At 73.0% G+C, this 16,503-nt stretch carries 16 protein-coding genes; 6 read left to right on the forward strand and 10 right to left on the reverse strand.

Going from position 1 to position 16,503, the window contains the following annotated elements:
* From AB0917_RS28670 to AB0917_RS28690, 5 genes are all read right to left on the reverse strand, one after another.
* Window positions 1-1,297 (reverse strand): cytochrome P450 (locus tag AB0917_RS28670; protein WP_366822586.1); only part of this gene is annotated, 1,297 nt, incomplete at its 3' end.
* Between the two features lie 114 nt (window positions 1,298-1,411).
* Window positions 1,412-2,221, reverse strand: coding sequence for an SDR family oxidoreductase (locus AB0917_RS28675; protein WP_366822587.1), 810 nt, complete (start codon window positions 2,219-2,221; stop codon window positions 1,412-1,414).
* A 163-nt stretch (window positions 2,222-2,384) separates the two neighbouring features.
* Complete coding sequence (locus tag AB0917_RS28680) at window positions 2,385-3,356, reverse strand: polysaccharide pyruvyl transferase family protein (RefSeq protein WP_366822588.1); 972 nt, start codon at window positions 3,354-3,356, stop codon at window positions 2,385-2,387.
* Between the two features lie 36 nt (window positions 3,357-3,392).
* On the reverse strand, window positions 3,393-4,499 hold the full coding sequence (locus AB0917_RS28685; protein WP_366822589.1) for an FUSC family protein: 1,107 nt from the start codon (window positions 4,497-4,499) through the stop codon (window positions 3,393-3,395).
* Window positions 4,496-5,290, reverse strand: a complete 795-nt coding sequence (locus AB0917_RS28690; protein ID WP_366822590.1) for a SigB/SigF/SigG family RNA polymerase sigma factor — start codon at window positions 5,288-5,290, stop codon at window positions 4,496-4,498. The genes AB0917_RS28685 and AB0917_RS28690 overlap by 4 nt, the downstream gene beginning before the upstream one ends.
* A 262-nt stretch (window positions 5,291-5,552) precedes the next feature.
* Between AB0917_RS28690 and AB0917_RS28695 the strand changes: the two genes are divergently transcribed.
* The gene (locus tag AB0917_RS28695) at window positions 5,553-6,764 is read left to right on the forward strand and encodes a Vms1/Ankzf1 family peptidyl-tRNA hydrolase (RefSeq protein ID WP_366822591.1); all 1,212 of its coding nucleotides are present in this window, start codon (window positions 5,553-5,555) and stop codon (window positions 6,762-6,764) included.
* A gap of 84 nt (window positions 6,765-6,848) precedes the next feature.
* On the opposite strand, the gene AB0917_RS28700 is transcribed toward AB0917_RS28695, so the two are convergent.
* Genes AB0917_RS28700 through AB0917_RS28710 form a run of 3 tightly spaced genes read right to left on the reverse strand, consistent with a single transcriptional unit; the run spans window position 6,849 to window position 8,413 of the window.
* Window positions 6,849-7,523 carry an HAD family hydrolase gene (locus AB0917_RS28700; RefSeq protein ID WP_366822592.1) on the reverse strand — a complete coding sequence of 225 codons (675 nt, stop codon included), beginning with the start codon at window positions 7,521-7,523 and terminating at the stop codon, window positions 6,849-6,851.
* Window positions 7,524-7,572: 49 nt separating this feature from the next.
* Window positions 7,573-8,046, reverse strand: coding sequence for a DUF5709 domain-containing protein (locus tag AB0917_RS28705; protein WP_366822593.1), 474 nt, complete (start codon window positions 8,044-8,046; stop codon window positions 7,573-7,575).
* A gap of 40 nt (window positions 8,047-8,086) precedes the next feature.
* On the reverse strand, window positions 8,087-8,413 hold the full coding sequence (locus AB0917_RS28710) for a plasmid stabilization protein (RefSeq protein ID WP_366822594.1): 327 nt from the start codon (window positions 8,411-8,413) through the stop codon (window positions 8,087-8,089).
* A 587-nt stretch (window positions 8,414-9,000) separates the two neighbouring features.
* On the opposite strand from AB0917_RS28710, the gene AB0917_RS28715 reads away from it, so the two are divergent.
* Window positions 9,001-9,237, forward strand: a complete 237-nt coding sequence (locus AB0917_RS28715) for a DUF5133 domain-containing protein (protein WP_366822595.1) — start codon at window positions 9,001-9,003, stop codon at window positions 9,235-9,237.
* Window positions 9,238-9,261: 24 nt separating this feature from the next.
* Here AB0917_RS28715 and AB0917_RS28720 read toward each other — a convergent pair whose 3' ends face one another.
* Window positions 9,262-9,993 (reverse strand): GAF and ANTAR domain-containing protein, encoded by a 732-nt coding sequence (locus AB0917_RS28720; protein ID WP_366822596.1) that lies wholly within the window; start codon window positions 9,991-9,993, stop codon window positions 9,262-9,264.
* Window positions 9,994-10,194: 201 nt separating this feature from the next.
* Here AB0917_RS28720 and AB0917_RS28725 point away from each other — a divergent pair, with 201 nt between their 5' ends.
* Together AB0917_RS28725 and AB0917_RS28730 are read left to right on the forward strand one after the other, a co-directional pair.
* Window positions 10,195-10,692, forward strand: a complete 498-nt coding sequence (locus AB0917_RS28725; protein ID WP_366822597.1) for an STAS domain-containing protein — start codon at window positions 10,195-10,197, stop codon at window positions 10,690-10,692.
* 694 nt (window positions 10,693-11,386) lie between these two features.
* Complete coding sequence (locus tag AB0917_RS28730) at window positions 11,387-12,121, forward strand: GAF and ANTAR domain-containing protein (protein WP_366822598.1); 735 nt, start codon at window positions 11,387-11,389, stop codon at window positions 12,119-12,121.
* Between the two features lie 111 nt (window positions 12,122-12,232).
* Here the strand turns inward: AB0917_RS28730 and AB0917_RS28735 are convergent, their stop codons facing one another.
* Window positions 12,233-12,832 carry an NAD(P)H-dependent oxidoreductase gene (locus tag AB0917_RS28735; RefSeq protein ID WP_366822599.1) on the reverse strand — a complete coding sequence of 200 codons (600 nt, stop codon included), beginning with the start codon at window positions 12,830-12,832 and terminating at the stop codon, window positions 12,233-12,235.
* 226 nt (window positions 12,833-13,058) lie between these two features.
* Between AB0917_RS28735 and AB0917_RS28740 the strand changes: the two genes are divergently transcribed.
* Together AB0917_RS28740 and AB0917_RS28745 are read left to right on the forward strand one after the other, a co-directional pair.
* Window positions 13,059-14,375 carry an ATP-grasp domain-containing protein gene (locus tag AB0917_RS28740; protein WP_366822600.1) on the forward strand — a complete coding sequence of 439 codons (1,317 nt, stop codon included), beginning with the start codon at window positions 13,059-13,061 and terminating at the stop codon, window positions 14,373-14,375.
* 56 nt (window positions 14,376-14,431) lie between these two features.
* Window positions 14,432-16,465, forward strand: coding sequence for a CocE/NonD family hydrolase (locus tag AB0917_RS28745; RefSeq protein WP_366822601.1), 2,034 nt, complete (start codon window positions 14,432-14,434; stop codon window positions 16,463-16,465).
* Window positions 16,466-16,503 lie beyond the last annotated feature (38 nt).

Consider the following 16,503-nt stretch of genomic DNA (forward strand, 5'->3'; position numbering starts at 1 on the left):
GGCCGACCGGTCCGCCGGGTCGGTGACCGGGGCTCGCGCTCGAGGCCCCGGCACGGACACCGGCCGGGGCCTCGGCCACGTCCCCGATCACGAAACCGCTCCGGGGAGCCGTCGGGATCCGGCGCAGGGGGATGCGCAGATCCTGCTCCACGACGTCGTACGAGGTCCGCGCCAGGAACCTCGCCACCGTGGCCAGGACCGCGACCGTCACGTCCTCCCCGGGGCACCGGTGGCCGTCCACGGGGCCGCCGCCCTGCGGGACCAGCGCGTCGACGGGCGGGGCGCTGCCCAGGAAGCGGGTCGGGTCGAAGCGGTACGGCTCGGGCCACAGGTCCGGGTCGTGGTCCAGCCCGTACAGATCGAGCAGGACCATCGTGCCCGGCTTGATCGTCTCTCCGGCCCACTCCAGCCGCTCCGCCGCCAGGCCGCCCACGAAGGGCGCGAACGGATAGAACCGGCGCACCTCCTGCGCGAACGCCCACGCGTACTCGGGACCGTCGTCGCCCGCCAGGACCTCGCGGTGTTCGGGGTGGCGGTGCAGGGCGTGGGCGGCGAACACCGCGAACCAGGTGATGGCCACCGTCGGCCGCAGCACGTTGAGCACCTCGACGGCGGCGGTGTGCGGGGTCAGCAGGGCCCCGTCCGCGTCCCGGTGGGCCGCGACCGTGCCGAACACCGTGGTGCCGGAGCCGTCGCCGTCCGGGGCGGCCCCTTCCCGGGCCGTCTCCACCAGCGGGGCGAGCCGCTCCTCCTGGCGGGCGCGCGCCCGCCGCGCCGTGAAGTGACGCGGGCCCACGGAGGCGAAGCCGTCGACCATGGCGATCATGTCCCGGGCCGTGGGGGCCACCGCGTCCTCGGCCAGGGGCACCCCGGCCCAGGCGTGCACCGCGCGGGTGAGGACCTCGGCCACCTCGTCGAAGAGGACCACCCGCCCGCGCGCGGCCCACTCCACCCGGGCCCGTTCCAGCTCCGCGCCGACCCGCTCGGAGAGGTCGCGAACCCGGGACGGCTCCTTGAGTAGACCGGTGAAGAGCGCCTTGCGCACCTCGTGGCGCCCGCCGTCCAGGGTGTGGACCGCGCCCCGGCCGAAGAGCGTGTCGATCACCGGTTGCGGCAGGGCGTCCGTGCGGCGGATGTGCTTCTCGTCGTAGAAGAAGCGCACGGCCGCCGGACCGTGCAGGGCGATGGCCCGCTTGCCGAGCAGGCGTGTGACCACGGGCGCTCCGCCGCTGCGGCGCCTGCGGTCGGGCAGCCACGCGTAGCCGTGCAGCAGGAGCGGCAGGGTGTCGTCGGCCATGGGGTCCTCCGTGGGGTGGGGGGTGCTGACGCGTACGGGGTTCAGGGCGCGGGGGGTCCGCCGGGGCGGGCGAGCCCCGGCAGGCCGTCGGGCGGAGACCGGCCGGTCGCGCGCTCAGGGGCGGCGCCAGTCGTCGGAGCGCAGATGGGAACCCGCCTGCGGGCCCATGCGCAGCATTCCGCCGTCCACCGCCCACGAGGCCCCGGTCGTGTACGAGGACTCCGGTCCGGCCAGGAAGGCGACGACCGAGGCGACCTCCCGCGCGTCGCCCGGACGCCCGAGCGGGATGCCCGGCCGGTCCTCGCTCTCCACCTCGGTGTCCTCCTGCCCCGTCATCGGGGTGGCGATCTCCCCGGGGGCCACCGCGTTCACGGTGATGCCGTACTCGGCCAGCTCCAGGGCCATGACCTGCGTCAGCAGGCCGAGGCCCCCCTTGGCCGCGCAGTAGGGGGCCGCGCCGACCCTCGGCTGGTGCTCGTGCACCGAGGTGATGTTCACGATGCGGCCGCCGTCCCCCTGGGCGATCATGCGCCGGGCCGCACGCTGCGAGCAGAGGAACGGGCCGATGAGGTTCACGTCGATCACCTGCCGGACCGTCGCGTGGTCCAGGTCGAGGAACCGGGTGGCGGTCCCGGTCCCCGCGCAGTTGACGAGGACGTCGACACGGCCCAGCTCGTCGGCGAGGGCGTCCACCACATCGGCGGCGCCCGGCAGTTCGGTGAGGTCGAGCCGGGCCAGGGCGGCGCGCCGGCCCGCCGAACGCACCTCATCGGCCGTGCCCTCGCCGCCCTCACGGTCGCTGTGGTAGGTGATGCCCACGTCCATGCCCTGCTGGGCGAGCTTCACGGCGACGGCTCGTCCGATCCCCGAATCGGCGCCGGTCACCAGCGCGACCGGGGCGACGGGACGGGTCTCTTCGGGCATGTCTCCTCCTGGATCTGGAGCTGGAGCTGAGAAGTGGGGGCCGGAGCCGGAGCTGGGAGTGGGGCCGGAGCGGGAGTCGGCGACGGGCCGGGCGGGAGCCCGTCGGGTACCACCGTCATCCGGCGGCAAACATCCGGCCGACCCCTCGCCGCCGGAGCCCGGCTCAGGGGTCCTCGGCGGCCTCGGCGCCCGCGAGCAGCCGTGAGCGGCGCCGCCGGGCGGCGGCCGCCCCGGCGGGGGAGAGGCACCAGTGCCACCAGCGGTCCAGGAGCCCGGTCGTCAGCTCCTCACCCGGCAGCAGCGCGGGCCAGCGCGCCACCTTCGCCTGCGCCGACACCTTGGCCCCGCCCCTGACCGGGTCGACGGCCAGCGCGGGGACACCGGCGCGCAGGGCCAGGACCAGGCCGTGCAGCCGGTCGGTGACCAGGAGGTCGAGCCGCCCGACCAGGGAGAGGTACTGGTCGGGCGTCCGGCAGCGGAACCCGTCGTCGTACGCCAGCCGGGTGTCGGCATCGACCCGCGCACCGTCCTTGCCCGCCAGCCAGGGGAGCAGCACCCCGGCCACGCGGTCGTGGGTCCGCCGCTCCCCGTACTCACCCTGCCCGTACGTCAGGGCCACCCCCACCACCGGCGTGGCGGGCATGACCGGTGCGGCCGCCGCGAGGTCCGGCAGCGGGGCGCTGCCCGGTCCGTCGCGCGGTTCGATGCGGTGGAAGCCGCTCGCGGCCGGGCTGTCCGGGTCCACGACACTCACCCCGACGGCGACGCGCCGGCAGGAGGCGTAGCGGCGGTGCAGGGCGGCGAGCTGCTCGCCGTGGACCGGCCCGCAGACGAACAGAAGCTGCTCGTAGGCCGCGGGGAGCGCCGCTTCGAGCGTCAGCGCCCCCGGGGCGAAGGCCGGGCTCCAGGCTGTGTCGTGGGCGATGCCCAGCCGGTCCAGCGCGCTGGACGCGGCCCGCTGGGCCAGCGCGTCGCCCGCCGTCACCTCCCCGTCCAGGAAGCTGAACCAGCCGGTGACCAGGACACGGCCCGTGGGGCTGCGGGGCCGGAGCAGGTCGTCCAGGCGCGCAGCGAGGGATGATCGCATCTCGTCCGTCGGCTCCTTCTTCTCGGGCTGCTCGGGCTTCTCGGGCAATCCGGTTTTCTCCGGACAGGGGGTCCGACGGGCGGGTCAGGCGGCGGACGCCGGCCCGTTCCCGTCGGGCGCGAGGTCGTCGAGCAGCGCTTGGCAGGCGGCCACCAGGCTGCCCAGCGAGGCCCCCGTGTCGGGGCCCGGCTCATGGAGGTACCCCTGCATGGTGTCCAGGGCACGGTGGGCCTCGGCCAGACCGGCGCCGCGCCGGGCGCGGCGCTCCTCGTCCGGGCCGTGCTCCATGACCGCCTGATCCACGGCACAGACGTCCGCGGCGGCGGCCAGCAGGACGCTGAGCCCGTCCAGGGCCCGGCGCGTGGGCATCGGCAGCCCCCGCGCCTCGGAAGCGGTCTCCCACAGGGTCAGCGTGAGCGTGAGGAGGCGGTCCCCCACCCGCGCCCACAGGACGTCCCACGCGTCGGACGGCGACGGCGTCCGGCGGCGGAGGCGGCGGCCGGGGTTGAGCCGGAAGCTCTCCGAGGCCCATCCCCGCGCGACCCGCAGCTCCGCGAGGGCCCCGAGCATCTCCCCGGCGGCCCGGTACCACTGCTCCGCCCGCTCCTTGCCGTAGTCGTCGCGGATACCGTCGCCCATCTCCCGCAGCAAGTGCGCGCAGTCGCGCGGCAGCGCGCACGCCAGCTTGTTGACGTGCAGCGAGTGCACCGGCGGCAGGACGAGCGCGTTCACCGCGATGCCCACCGCGGCCCCCACGGCGGTCTCCAGCAGCCGGTGTCCGACGTCGGCCACCGAGTAGGACCCGTAGGCCAGGACGAACAGCGCGGTGGTGGGCGCGTACAGGCCCTGCCCGCCGACCGGTGCCCAGTTGCCGAGCAGCACGGCCAGGGGGAGGGCGATGAGCATGGCGGTCATGACGTCGTCCGTGAGGAGGACGGCGCCCGCGGCGAGGAGCGTGCCGGCCGAGATCATCAGGAACAGCTGGAGGGCGGTGCGCAAGGACCGGTAGACCGTCCCCTGGACCAGGGCCACGGCCGCCCACGGGGCCATCAGCGCCATCGGGGCCGCCAGCCACCAGCCCGTCACGGCCCAGGCGAGGGACGCCGCGCCGGCGGCTTTGAGGGACTGCACCACCTGGTAGCGGTCGGGGGGCCTCACGCGCGGGGCGAGGCGGGCGAGACGTCCGTTCACACGGCTTCCTTCAGGGCCCCGGCACGCACGCGCTCGCAGGACCGGCTGATCAGGCGGGAGACGTGCATCTGGGATATGCCCAGGTGCTCCGCGATGCCGACCTGGGTCATGTCGCGGAAGTACCGCAGGTACAGGATGGTCCGTTCGCGCTCGGGCAGCTCGCGCAGCCCCGGTTTGACGGCCTCACGGTCGACGGCGACGTCCAGGGCGTGGTCGCAGGAGCCCAGCCGGTCGGCCAGGGTGCCCCCGGCGTCGGGACCCGCCGGTCCGGCGTCCAGGGACAGGGCGCTGTAGCTCTCCAGGGCCTCCAGGCCGAGCAGGACGTCCTCCTCGGCGAGGCCCGCCTCCGCCGCGATCTCGGCGCAGGTGGGCGCGCGTCCGCCGAGCCTCTGGGCCAGGTCGCGGCGCGCCGTCCGGACCCGGTTGCGCAGGTCCTGGACCCGGCGGGGCACATGGACGTCCCACGTGTGGTCGCGGAAGTGCCGCTTGAGCTCGCCCGTCACGGTCGGTACGGCGAAGGTCTCGAAGGCCTTGCCCCGCGCGGGGTCGTAGCGGTCCACCGCCTTCACCAGCCCCATCGCTGCCACCTGGCGCAGATCGTCCAGCGACTCGCCCCGGTCGCGGAAGCGGGAGGCCAGCCGGTACGCCATCGGGAGCCAGGCGCAGGCCGTCTCGTTCCGCAGGGCGTCCCGCTTCCGCCCCGGGGGAAGCTCGCTCAGCCTCCGGAAAGCCCCGCCGTCCGACGGGGCGCCCGCATCCGGGGGCGGCTCGGGGGTAGGTGCAGCCTGCATGGCGCTCACTCCTTCGCGGTCGGCGCCGGATCGCCGTGGGAGTGCGCACGGATCGGGCAGACGCCGCCCGCAACTCCCACGGGCGCCTCTTGTCCGAAGCACGACCCGCTCATACCCCCATGTATAGGGGTCAAACGTGTGAAACCCTCCCGAGCGCGATAGGGGGGTGGTAGCGGGCATGGGCGGAGGGTCGTGACGTATGGCCTCGGCCGAAAGGGGTACCCGCTTCGGCCGAGCCACCCTGACAGACCGGGAGAAGACGATGGATCTCGCGCCTCTGACGCCCCTGTACGAACGACCCGGCCCCTGGGCCTCGGCGTACCTCGACACCTCGTTCGCCGACGAGGCCACACTCAGCCGCCGCGAGCTCAAGGGGCGGCAGATCAGCGAGGAACTGGCCGCGCAGGGGGCGGACCAGGAGACCTGCCGGGCGGTGCGCCGGGCGATCGACTCGTACGAGTTCGGGCAGACGCCCGGCAGGGCCGTGTTCGCCGCCCACGGTGAGGTCGTGTTCGAACCGGTCCTGGGCCTCCCGCCGCCGGACGAGTCCTCCGCCGTATGGGCCCCGCTCCCGCACGTCGTACCGCTCCTGGAGCTGACCCCCGACGAGCCGGACACACTCGTCGTCCACATCGACCGGCTCGGCGCCGACTTCGAACTGCGCACAGCGGGCGGGAGCCGGCCCGAGGGCAGCGTCGAGGGCCGTGACTGGCCGGTGCACCGCACGACCGCGTCCGACTGGTCCGAGCGCCACTTCCAGCTCAGCGTGGAGAACACCTGGGAGGAGAACGCCCGCACCGTCGCCTCGGCCGTCGAGGAGGCGGTGGCCAGGACGGGAGCGAGGCTCGTCGTCCTGGTGGGCGACGAGCGGGAGCGGCGGACCGTGCACGAGGCGCTGCCCGACCAGCTCTCCGCCGCCGTCGTCGAGACGGACCACGGCGGACGCGCCCCCGGTTCCCACAGCGCGCGGCTGGACGAGTGGATCGCGGCCGAGCGCCGGGAGCAGGCCCGGCTGCGCGCCGAGGAGACGCTGGAGCGGTTCGCCGCGGCCAAGGGCCGCGACGGTACGACCGAGGCGGCCGACGGGGTCGCGGCACTGATCGACGCCGCCCGCGAGCACCGGATCGCCACCCTGCTGCTCCGGCCGGACGGGCCCGACACCCACCGCGAGGTCTGGGCCGGTCCGCAGGCCGAACAGATCGCGCTGCGCCGCACCGACGCCCGTGCGCTCGGCGAACCGGAGCCCTTCCCGGTCCGCGCCGACGACGCGCTGCTGCGGTCGGCGACCCTGACGGGCGCGGACGTGGTCGTCGTCGGCGCGGCCGTCGTACGGGACCGCAGCCCCGCCGAGGACCTGGAAGCCGACAACCGCCCGGAGACCGGGCAGGGCGAGGCCGAGCCGGTGGGCGGTCTGGGGGCCGTGCTGCGCTGGCCCACCGACGGGGACCACCCGCTGGTGGAATCCGGCACCTGACGCGGCCGGGCCGGCCGGGGCGCCGGCCCCGACGAGGCCCCGGTCACCCGCATCGGGCGGACCGGGGCCTCGTCCGGGCAGGTCTTAGGCAGCCGATGGTGCCCCGAAAGGGCTGTCGTCCAGGCGGGCGAGCAGCTCGGCGACGTCCCGGAAGACCGCGTCGGCCCCCGCCGCCTGAAGGTCGGCCCGCGGAATGCCGCCCGACAGCAGCGCCACCGAGCGCACACCGGCCCGCGTCGCCGCCTCCATGTCCCACACCGTGTCCCCCACGAACACCGCCTGCGCGGCGTCCGTACCGGCCAGCTCCAGGGCCAGCCGCACGGGTTCCGGGGCGGGCTTGCCCTCGTCGACGTCGTCCGAGCTCGCCGTGGCGCGGACGGCCTCGTCCGCGTCCACCGCCCTCCGCAGGGCCGCCAGCTCGGGCCCGCTCGCCGAGGTGGCGAGGACGACCCGCCAGTCACGTCCGGCCAGGGTCCGCAGCAGATCGCCCGCGCCCTCGAAGGCGGGGAGGCGGTCGAAGTACGTCCCGTAGAGCACCTTGTGCGCGGAGCTGATGGCGGAGTCCTGGTCACGGTCCCGGCCGGGACCGAGCAGCCGCTCGATCAGATCGCCGGAGCCGAGCCCCACCGCCCGGTGGATGTCCGGCATCGGCACGGTGTGCCCCGCCTGCCGGAACGCCTCCCACCACGCCACCACGTGCAGATGGTTGGTATCGGTGAGCGTGCCGTCCACGTCGAAGATCGCCGCGCCTGCTGCCATGTGCCCCTGATTCCTTCGCTGCCGTGTCCCGTACGTACGGTCCGGACCATCAGGCTTCCCGGCCTCCGCCGTCCGCCTCGTCGGCCACGTGCACGGCCGCTTCCTCGGCCGACGCGGCCCCGCCGTCGATGCCGACGTCCTCGGCGAAGACGTCGGTGTTCCGGCCGGTCGCGTCGTCCGCCGCCGTCAGCCGTCCGGCCCGCGCGTCACCGTCGATCCGCTCCTGCGGCTCGCCCTCGCCCTCCGCGACGTCGCCGATGCCGTCACCGTCGGGCGGTTCGACGTCCGCGACCTCCTGGGCGAGCCGCTGGTCGAGCGATTCGCCCTCGCGCTCCTCCTCGCCCGTGGTGCCGAACTTGTTCACACCCAGAGGGCGTTCGGGAGGGGAGTACCCCTCTTCCATCTGATCGTCCAGATCACGTTCACCGAGCGTGTTCTGGAGGTCGAGCTCGTCGTTGGGCGGCTCCTGGCCGTCGTCGTCCTGCGGCTGGTACACATCGTCGCCGCGTGCTTCATCGCTCATGCGTCCTCCTCTGCGTTGGGCTCACCGGCTGCACGGAAGGTCAGCGTCCGAGCGCCTTCCGCAGCTCCGCCTTGTTCATCGAGGAGCGCCCGTCGATGTTCTTCTTCTTCGCCTCTTCGTAGAGCTGGTCCTTCGTCGGACCCTGCGCACCCTTGTGGGAGCGTTCGCCCCCGCGTTCGTAGGCGGACTTCTTGTCCTGCGTCGACGTCCTGCTCGCCGTCTCCGACTCGCCGGACCGGGCCCGCTCCTTGTTCACCGTCCGTGCGGCGATCTCCTTGGCGCGCTTCTCGGAGGTGCCCCGTTCCTCCTGGCTCTCCTTGATGTGCTCGTACTGGCGTTCACGCTTCGCACTGGATCCAGCAGGCATGAGGTACTCCTTCTTCGTCTCGCCGGCCGGGGCCGCGAAACCTCCGTCGGAACAGGTGGTCCGATTCCCCGGGGGACGCCCACCCGCGTTTCCCGTACGAGCCCCAATAAACAACGCCGTGGGGCGCGGGGCACGCCCGTCCGGGGGTTCCGCGTCCACTGGAGTGACGGCCGTTCCACGAAAAGGAGCAGATATCGCCCGGAGCGGCGCCGAGGGCTGCTTTCCCAACCCACCGGCGCCTCAGTTCCGCGTACGCCGGATACCTTGCAGGAGGAGTACCCATGGTTCGCACGGTAAACATGGGCGCCGGTAAAGCCCTCACGCTTGCATGAATCGCGTACGGCTGGGCACAGTTATAGGGCGAGGTCAGGAAGCGGCCGGATCGAATCCGTCCGTCGTTCCTGGGATGAGCCGTGCTGACACCGGGTCATCTTCGCCTCCCTTTTCGGTATTCGGCATTACCCCGGGTATGCGTGACGCGCCACTGACGGCGCGCCGCCGTATGTCCGCTGTTCGCTTCCGGAACGCTTTCCGCGCCCGTCCGACACCCACGGGTGCCCTTGGTAGTGAGAGAAAGGCAGAGCGCGATGCTGATCGCACACCCCGCGGTACTCGAAGAACTTCTGCGCCGGTACGAAGAACTCCGGGCACAGCACGGCGAGGGCGGCGACGGGGTGGCCCGCGGCCTGGAGGACGTGAGCTACACGCTGTGCGTCTCCACCGGGACCCGTGAGATCGCCGCGGCGCTCGTCGCGGCGCGTGAGCAGCTGCACCGCGCGGCCCTCAGACGCGAGGCCCCGCTCTCCGCCCCGGTCTCCGCCTGAGCGGCGGCAGCGGCGCGTCGCCGCTCAGGGGCGGGGACGCAGCCGGGGGTCGCCCGGCGGTACGGTCCCCGAGACGGATCCGACGAGCTGCGCGCAGAGGTCGCGCAGCTTGACGTTGCGGTGCTGCGAGGCGCTGCGCAGCGTGTTCAGCGCCTCCTCGGGGGTGCAGCGGCGCTGGTTCATGACGATGCCGGCCGCCTGGTCGATCACCGTGCGTGACTGAAGGGCCGCCTGGAGGTCCGCGGTGAAGGTCCGGGCGTCGGAGAGGCGTTGGGCCAGGGCGATGGCCCCCGTCGCCTGGGCGGCCAGATCCCGCAGCCCGGAGAGATCGGCCTCCTCGAAGCCGTCCACCTTGGGGGAGTACAGGTTCAGGGCCCCGGCGGTGTGGGAGTGGGCGGCGATCGGCAGCGAGAGCGACGACCTGGTCCCGGCGGCGACGGCGAACGCCGGATAGTCCCCCCAGCGGTCCTCCGTCTGCATGTCGCCCACGCTGACCTCGTGCCCCTCGCGCAGGGCTTCGAGGCAGGGGCCGTCGTCCTGCCCGTACTGCGCCTCGTCCAGCGCCGGCGCGCTGACCCCCGCGCTGACCACGGTCAGGGGACGGTTCTGCCGCTCCAGGGTGATCCCGCAGCCATCGGCGCCCGGAGTCCTGAGGAGGGCGCTCTCGGCCAGAACCTGGAGGAAGTCGTCGAGCGTGTCGCTGTCCAGGAGGAGGGAGACGAGATCGGGCGTCCCGGGAGTGAGGGCGTCGGTCATGGTCGCTCCCTTCCGAGCCGGAGCCCTTGCAGCCAGCATGGCACGATACGGGAAGAGGCGTCGCGGCCCCGCAGGGACGGGGCGGGCCGTGCACCGGGCGAGGAAACGCGCCGCCACGGGTGTCGGGGCCGAAAGTGGGGGCAGGCGCAGAACAAGGTCAGGAAGCGGCCTGCCCATCGGCCTGCTTCCACGGAGTACACGATGCCCTTGCTGAGCTACCACCTCGACGAGTCGCACCTGGTCGTCGAGGTGTGTCAGGTCGTCGACCTCGACAACGAGTCGGCGATCGAGCACGAGTTGCTGACGCTGCTGCCCTGCTGCGGGCCGAGCACGCTCATCGTGGACGTCCTCACCCCCTTGCTCACCCCACGCGCCCTGGGCGTGCTGCTGCGGGTGCGCGCGGAGGCCGAGCAGCGCGGCGTGTCGATCGCGGTCGTGGCCAGATACGAGACGGCGCGTGAGGTCCTGAGCGCGGCGGCGCTCAACCGTGTCCTGCGCGTGGCGTTCAGTCTGCAGGGCGCCGAGCTCCGCAGCCGGGGATGCCGGCCGGGCACCGACGCACCCCGCAAGGGAAGCCTGCGGGAGCGGCTCGAGCGGCTGGAGCGGCGGATCACACCGTCGGACCCGGCCCCGCACACGAGCCGCGCGGTCGGACCGTACGCCGACACGTCCCTGCCCCGCTTCCCCCGCAGGCGATGACGGCAGGACGGAGTGATGACGGCAGACAGCGTGATGGCGGCAGACAGCGTGATGGCGGCACGGTGGAGTGATGACGGCACGACGGAGTGGTGACAGCACCGGGCGACGGCGGCACGGGGCGTCAGGCCCCGGCGCCCGGTGGCGCTTTCCGGCCGCGTCGGCCGGTGTACCGCCACGGCCTGCCGGGCCGTGGCGGCCGAGAGGGCATAATGAACCGCTGGTGGTCAGGAAGCGGCCCTTGAGATTTCTTCCTGCCTCCGTGGAGTCCCCGTGAACCGCTCTCTCCCTCAGCCCGTCCTCGCCCCGGCCGCCGGTGCTCACCGCACCGCGTGCGTGCCCGCCCCGGCCGCCCGAAGTCGCCCGCCCGCGACCGGGCTTCATGCCTCGCGCAGAGACCGGCCGACGCCCGCCCTGGCGACGACCGGCCCGTCCGCCGAGGCCTTCCGCCCCCGCCGCGCCGCGCCGGGCCGGCCCCTCCCGCGCAGAGCCATCAGCAGTCCCGTGACCACGGCCGGTGGCGCGCCCGCCCTTGCACGGCCCTCGCTCACCCACGTCTGAAGCCCTCCTGCCGCACGCCCGGAACCTGCCCCAGGCACCGGTGCGTCGGTGGAGGTTGCCCTGTCCCAGCGGCCCGGACTGCGCCGCGCCAGCTCTGCCCCGCCCTTTCGGGAGGCGGGTCACCGCCCAGAACGAGATGATCATGACTGACAGGCCCGTGGCCGAGGCGCCGGACACGACCGCGCTGCTCCTGGAGACGAAATCGCTGGACGAGTTCCTCCACGCACTCGCCCGCAGCGCCCTGGCCCTGGTGGAAGCGGCCGACGGATGCGGCATCACGCTGGAGCGGCAGGGGCGTCCTGTCACCGTCTCCAGCGCGGGAGCCTCCGCCACGAAGCTGGACGAGGCCCAGTACGGGCAGGACGACGGCCCGTGTCTCCAGGCGATGCGCACCGGCCTGGAGGTCAGCGTGCCCGACACGCTCCGGGAGAGCCGCTGGGCCGACTACCCCGCCTACGCCGCGGTCTGCGGCGCCCGGTCCTCGCTGTCGCTGCCCATCGCCCCGCACAGCCACACCGCCGGAGCCCTCAACCTGTACGCGCCGCTCCCCAACGCCTTCGACGACGCCGACCTCACGGCACTGCGGCTGCTCACCGCGCAGGCCACCGGGGCCATCGCCCTGGCCCAACGCATCGCCGACACCGAGGAGTTCGCCGCCGATCTGGAGGCGGCCCTCCAGTCGCGCACGGTCATCGACCAGGCGATCGGCGTGGTCGTCGGCCAGCAGCGCTGCACCCCGGAGAAGGCCTTCGAGGTCCTGCGTACGGCATCGCAGCACCGCAACATCAAGCTGCGGGCGCTCTGCGCCGAGCTGATCGCCAGCATCACGGGTGAGACTCCTCCCGAGGCACGGATCCAGCCCCGGGGATGACGCACGGACCAAAAGGCGGGACCAGGAAACGGGACCCGAGCCCGGACCAGGAGCCCGGACCAGGAGCCCGGACCAGGAGCCCGGACCAAGTGGCCGGATCAGACCGCCGGATCAGGGCGCCGGGTACGGGGCGTCGGCGAGCAGCCGGGCCAGGTGGACGGCGTTGGCGGCGAGCGTACGGGTCGTCGAGGCGACCGTCTCGGGCGTCTCGTCCAGGTCCTGGTAGTCGGTGCCCTGCATGGCTTCGCCGACCCAGTATGTGACCGCCCCGGGCGCCAGGGAGAAGCCGACGTCGTCGAGGGCCTGGAAGACGTCGGCGCTCACCTTGTGCGCCCCGTCCTCGTTGCCCACGACGGCCACGGTCGCGACCTTGCCGTAGACGAGGGGGCGGCCCTCGTCGTCGGACTCGGACAACTCCGCGTCCAGACGCTCCAGCACCCGCTGGCAGAGGCTGGAGGGGTGGCCGAGCCAGATGGGCGTGGCGAGCAGGAGGATGTCGGCGGCCAGCACCTTCTCCCGGAGGGCGGGCCAGGCGTCGCCGTCGCCCATGTCCACCTCGACGCCCGGACGGACGTCGTGGTCGGCCACCCGGACGATCTCGCCCCGCACACCGTGGCGTTCGAACTCGGCCATGACCTGCCCGGCGAGGTGGTGGCTGCTGGAGGGGGCGGGCGAGGCGTTCAACGTACAGACCAGGGCGAGTGCGCGCATGACGGAGTGTCTCCTTCGAGCTGCGGGGCGGGGGAGGGGGTGCGGGGGTGCCGGCCGGTGGGGGCACGGCGACACTCGTGCCCCGTCGGCCCCTGCCGTACGCACCACAGGCGCAGAATGCCCCGAACGGAAGTGGCCGGGAACGCCCGGCCGTCGGCGGCTCCCGTTTGAACCTCCGCGCAGGGGTAGACGGCGCAGGACCCCGCCGTCGACGAGAGGCATTCCTGTGTCCCGAGATCAGCGCAAGAACATTTTCATCATCGGACTGGACGAGGCGAACCTGCGCACCCTCGAAGCCGTCCCGGACGCCGATGACCACCACCTCCATCAGCTGCTCAGCCACAAGGAGTTGCAGGAGGACGCCATAGCCGTCGACGACCTGCTGACCCGGGCACGCGCCGTGCTCGACGCGCACGAGGGCAGCATCGACGCGATCGTCGGCTACTGGGACTTCCCGGTGAGCACCCTCGTCCCCCTCCTGAGCAAGGAGTACGGGACCACCAGCACCAGCCTCGAATCGGTCGTCAAGTGCGAGCACAAGTTCTGGAGCCGGCTGGAGCAGCGGAAGGTCATCGACGAATACCCCCGCTTCGGCATGGTGGACCTGGGCAGCGACGATCCCCGGCCCCCGGAGGGAATGAGCTTCCCCATGTGGGTGAAGCCCGCCCTGTCCTACTCCTCCGAGCTGGCCTTCGGCGTGTCCGACCTGGACGAGTTCCGTACGGCGGTGGCGGAGATACGCGAGGGCATGGCCCGGGTCGGAAAGCCCTTCGAGGCCATACTCGACCGTCTGGAACTCCCGCCGGAGATGGCGGGCGTAGGGGGCCAGGTCTGTCTCGCCGAGGAGGCCATGACCGGCATCCAGGTGGCCGTCGAGGGATATGTGCACCACGGCGAGGTCACCGTCTACGGCGTGCTCGACTCGATCAACTACCCGGACTCCTCCTCCTTCCTGCGCCACCAGTACCCGAGCACCCTCCCGGCCCCGGTGATCCAGCGGCTGCACGAGGTGAGCGAGCGCACCATGCGGCAGATCGGCATGGACTCGTGCACGTTCAGCATCGAGTTCTTCTACGACCCGAAGACCGCCGACATCAGCCTGCTGGAGATCAACCCCCGGCACTCCCAGTCGCACGCGGAGATGTTCGACTTCGTCGACGGGGTGCCCAACCACCACCGGATGTTCCGGCTCGCCCTCGGCGGCGACCCGGCCGTGCCCGCCGGCGGCGGACGCTACCGGGTGGCCGCCAAGTGGTACTACCGCTGGTTCGGCGAGGGGCGCGTCCACCAGGTGCCGACCGCCGAGGAGATCGCCGCCATCGAGCGGGAGATCCCGGGCGTCCGCATCGACATGGTCCCCGCCGAGGGCCAGAAGCTCTCCACGGTAAAGGGCCAGGACAGCTACAGCTACGAACTCGCCCACATCTTCACCGGCGGCGACGACGAGGACGACCTGCGCCGCAAGTTCGACGCCTGCGTCGCCGCCCTCGGCCTGAGCTTCGACGAGACGGAACCGGGCGGGCGCGGCCTGAATGCCTCGTGACGTCCTGGGTACCCGCCCCCACCGGACCCGACGTCAGGAAGGACCCTGCCACCCGTATGCGATTCGTCGAGCAACTCCCGTACGAGACCGAGGAAGAAGACCACGTCGCCATCACCATGGCGGACGGGGTGCGGCTGTCGGCCAGGATCTGGCGGCCCGTCTCGTCCGGCCAGGAGCCGGTCCCGGCGGTCGTGGAGACCATCCCGTACCGCAAGAACGACCTCACCTCCACCCGGGACGCCATCCACCACCCGTACATCGCGGGCCACGGCTACGCCTGCGTACGTGTGGACCTGCGCGGGACCGGGGAGTCGGAGGGCGTCCTCCTGGACGAGTACCTGGAGCAGGAGCAGCGCGACGCCGAAGAGGTGCTGGCCTGGGTCGCCGCACAGCCCTGGTGCGACGGGAACACCGGCATGATGGGCATCTCCTGGGGCGGCTTCGCCGCGCTCCAGACGGCGGCGAGGCGGCCGGAGAGCCTGAAGGCCATCGTCATCGCCTCGTTCACCGACAACCGGTACGCCGACGACATGCACTACCTCGGCGGGGCCATGCTCTCCGACAACCTCGCCGAGGCCGGCACGATGTTCGCGTACGCCACCTGCCCGCCCGACCCGGAAGTGGTGGGGGAGCGGTGGCGTGAGATGTGGCGGGAGCGGCTGGAGGCCGCCCGGCCCTGGGTCCTGGAGTGGCTGCGCCACCCGCACCGCGACGCCTACTGGCGGCACGCCTCGCTCAGCGAGGACTACGCGCGGTTGCAGTGCCCCGTCCTGGCCTCCAGCGGCTGGGCGGACGGCTACTCCAACGCCGTCACCCGGCTCCTGGCGGGCGTCGACGTGCCGCGCAAGGGGCTGATCGGCCCCTGGTCGCACAAGCTGCCGCACCTCGGCGAGCCCGGCCCCGCCATCGGCTACCTCCAGGAGGTCGTCAGGTGGTGGGACCACTGGCTCAAGGGGATCGACAACGGGGTCATGGACGGGCCCATGCTCCGCACCTGGATGCAGGAGAGCGTCCCGCCCTCCACGTCGTACGAGGAGCGCCCCGGCCGCTGGGTCGCCGAACCCTCCTGGCCCTCGCCGCGGGTCAAGGAGGTGGTGCACCCGCTGCGGGGCGCCACCATCGTGACGGCCGGCGAGGAGGAGCCCCTCCCGCGCGGACGTACGCGTACGGTCCAGTCGCCGCTCTCCGTCGGCCAGTTCGCGGGCAAGTGGGCCTCCTACAACGCCCCGCCCGACCTGCCCTACGACCAGCGCGAGGAGGACGGCGGCTCCCTGGTCTTCGAGACCGAACCGCTCACCGAGCGCGTGGAGATCCTCGGCTCACCCTCCGTCGGCCTGGAGGTTTCCGCCTCCGCCCCCGTCGCCCAGATCACCGCCCGGATCTCCGACGTGGCACCCGACGGCCGCGCCACCCGGGTCACCTACGGCGTGCTGAACCTGACCCACCGGGAGAGCGACGAGCACCCCGAGCCGCTGGAACCGGGCCGCCGCTGCCACGCCCGCATCCCGCTGAACGGGGTCGCGCAGGCGTTCCCGCCCGGCCACCGCATCCGGCTCTCCCTCTCGACCTCGTACTGGCCCCTGGTCTGGCCGGCCCCAAAACCGGTCCTGCTCACCGTCCACGAGGACGGCGCCGCCCTGACCCTGCCGGTGCGCCCCACCGAGGAACCGGACGGCATGCCCCAGGTGTCCTTCGGCGAACCGGAGGGCTGCCGGCCGCCCCTCGTCACCCGGCTCACCGAGCCCGAGCAGGCCTGGAACGTCTCCAGGAGCCTGGTCGACTACCACTCCGCCCTCGACATCGTGAAGGACCGGGGGCTCCAGCGGTACGAGGTCAACGGCATCGAGGTGGGGCTGCGGGCCTGCGAGAGGTACACCTCCGTGGCCGACGACTTCTCCTCCCCGAGCGGCCGCTCCGCGTGGACCATGACGTTCTCCCGGCCCGGCTGGGACGTGCGGGTCGAGACGAGCACGGTCCTGAGGTCCGACGCCGACGAGTTCACCGTCGACGCCACCCTGGACGGTTACGAAGGCGGCCGCCGGGTCTTCTCCCGCACCTGGAACGAGACCGTCCCCCGGAGCCTGGCCTGAACCGGAAGCCGGAGCGGAAGGCCGGAGCGAGGGCATTT

This window comes from Streptomyces sp. NPDC007346 (genome assembly GCF_040703535.1).
Classification (GTDB): Bacteria; Actinomycetota; Actinomycetes; order Streptomycetales; family Streptomycetaceae; genus Streptomyces.

Excerpts from the sequence above, each read along its gene's own strand:
- AB0917_RS28715 (WP_366822595.1), top strand. The coding sequence starts at position 9,001 with ATGCTGATCGCACACCCCGCGGTACTCGAAGAACTTCTGCGCCGGTAC.
- AB0917_RS28700 (WP_366822592.1), bottom strand. The coding sequence starts at position 7,523 with ATGGCAGCAGGCGCGGCGATCTTCGACGTGGACGGCACGCTCACCGAT.
- AB0917_RS28675 (WP_366822587.1), bottom strand. The coding sequence starts at position 2,221 with ATGCCCGAAGAGACCCGTCCCGTCGCCCCGGTCGCGCTGGTGACCGGC.
- AB0917_RS28745 (WP_366822601.1), top strand. The coding sequence starts at position 14,432 with ATGCGATTCGTCGAGCAACTCCCGTACGAGACCGAGGAAGAAGACCAC.
- AB0917_RS28720 (WP_366822596.1), bottom strand. The coding sequence starts at position 9,993 with ATGACCGACGCCCTCACTCCCGGGACGCCCGATCTCGTCTCCCTCCTC.
- AB0917_RS28705 (WP_366822593.1), bottom strand. The coding sequence starts at position 8,046 with ATGAGCGATGAAGCACGCGGCGACGATGTGTACCAGCCGCAGGACGAC.
- AB0917_RS28725 (WP_366822597.1), top strand. The coding sequence starts at position 10,195 with ATGCCCTTGCTGAGCTACCACCTCGACGAGTCGCACCTGGTCGTCGAG.
- AB0917_RS28735 (WP_366822599.1), bottom strand. The coding sequence starts at position 12,832 with ATGCGCGCACTCGCCCTGGTCTGTACGTTGAACGCCTCGCCCGCCCCC.
- AB0917_RS28710 (WP_366822594.1), bottom strand. The coding sequence starts at position 8,413 with ATGCCTGCTGGATCCAGTGCGAAGCGTGAACGCCAGTACGAGCACATC.
- AB0917_RS28690 (WP_366822590.1), bottom strand. The coding sequence starts at position 5,290 with ATGCAGGCTGCACCTACCCCCGAGCCGCCCCCGGATGCGGGCGCCCCG.
- AB0917_RS28730 (WP_366822598.1), top strand. The coding sequence starts at position 11,387 with ATGATCATGACTGACAGGCCCGTGGCCGAGGCGCCGGACACGACCGCG.
- AB0917_RS28695 (WP_366822591.1), top strand. The coding sequence starts at position 5,553 with ATGGATCTCGCGCCTCTGACGCCCCTGTACGAACGACCCGGCCCCTGG.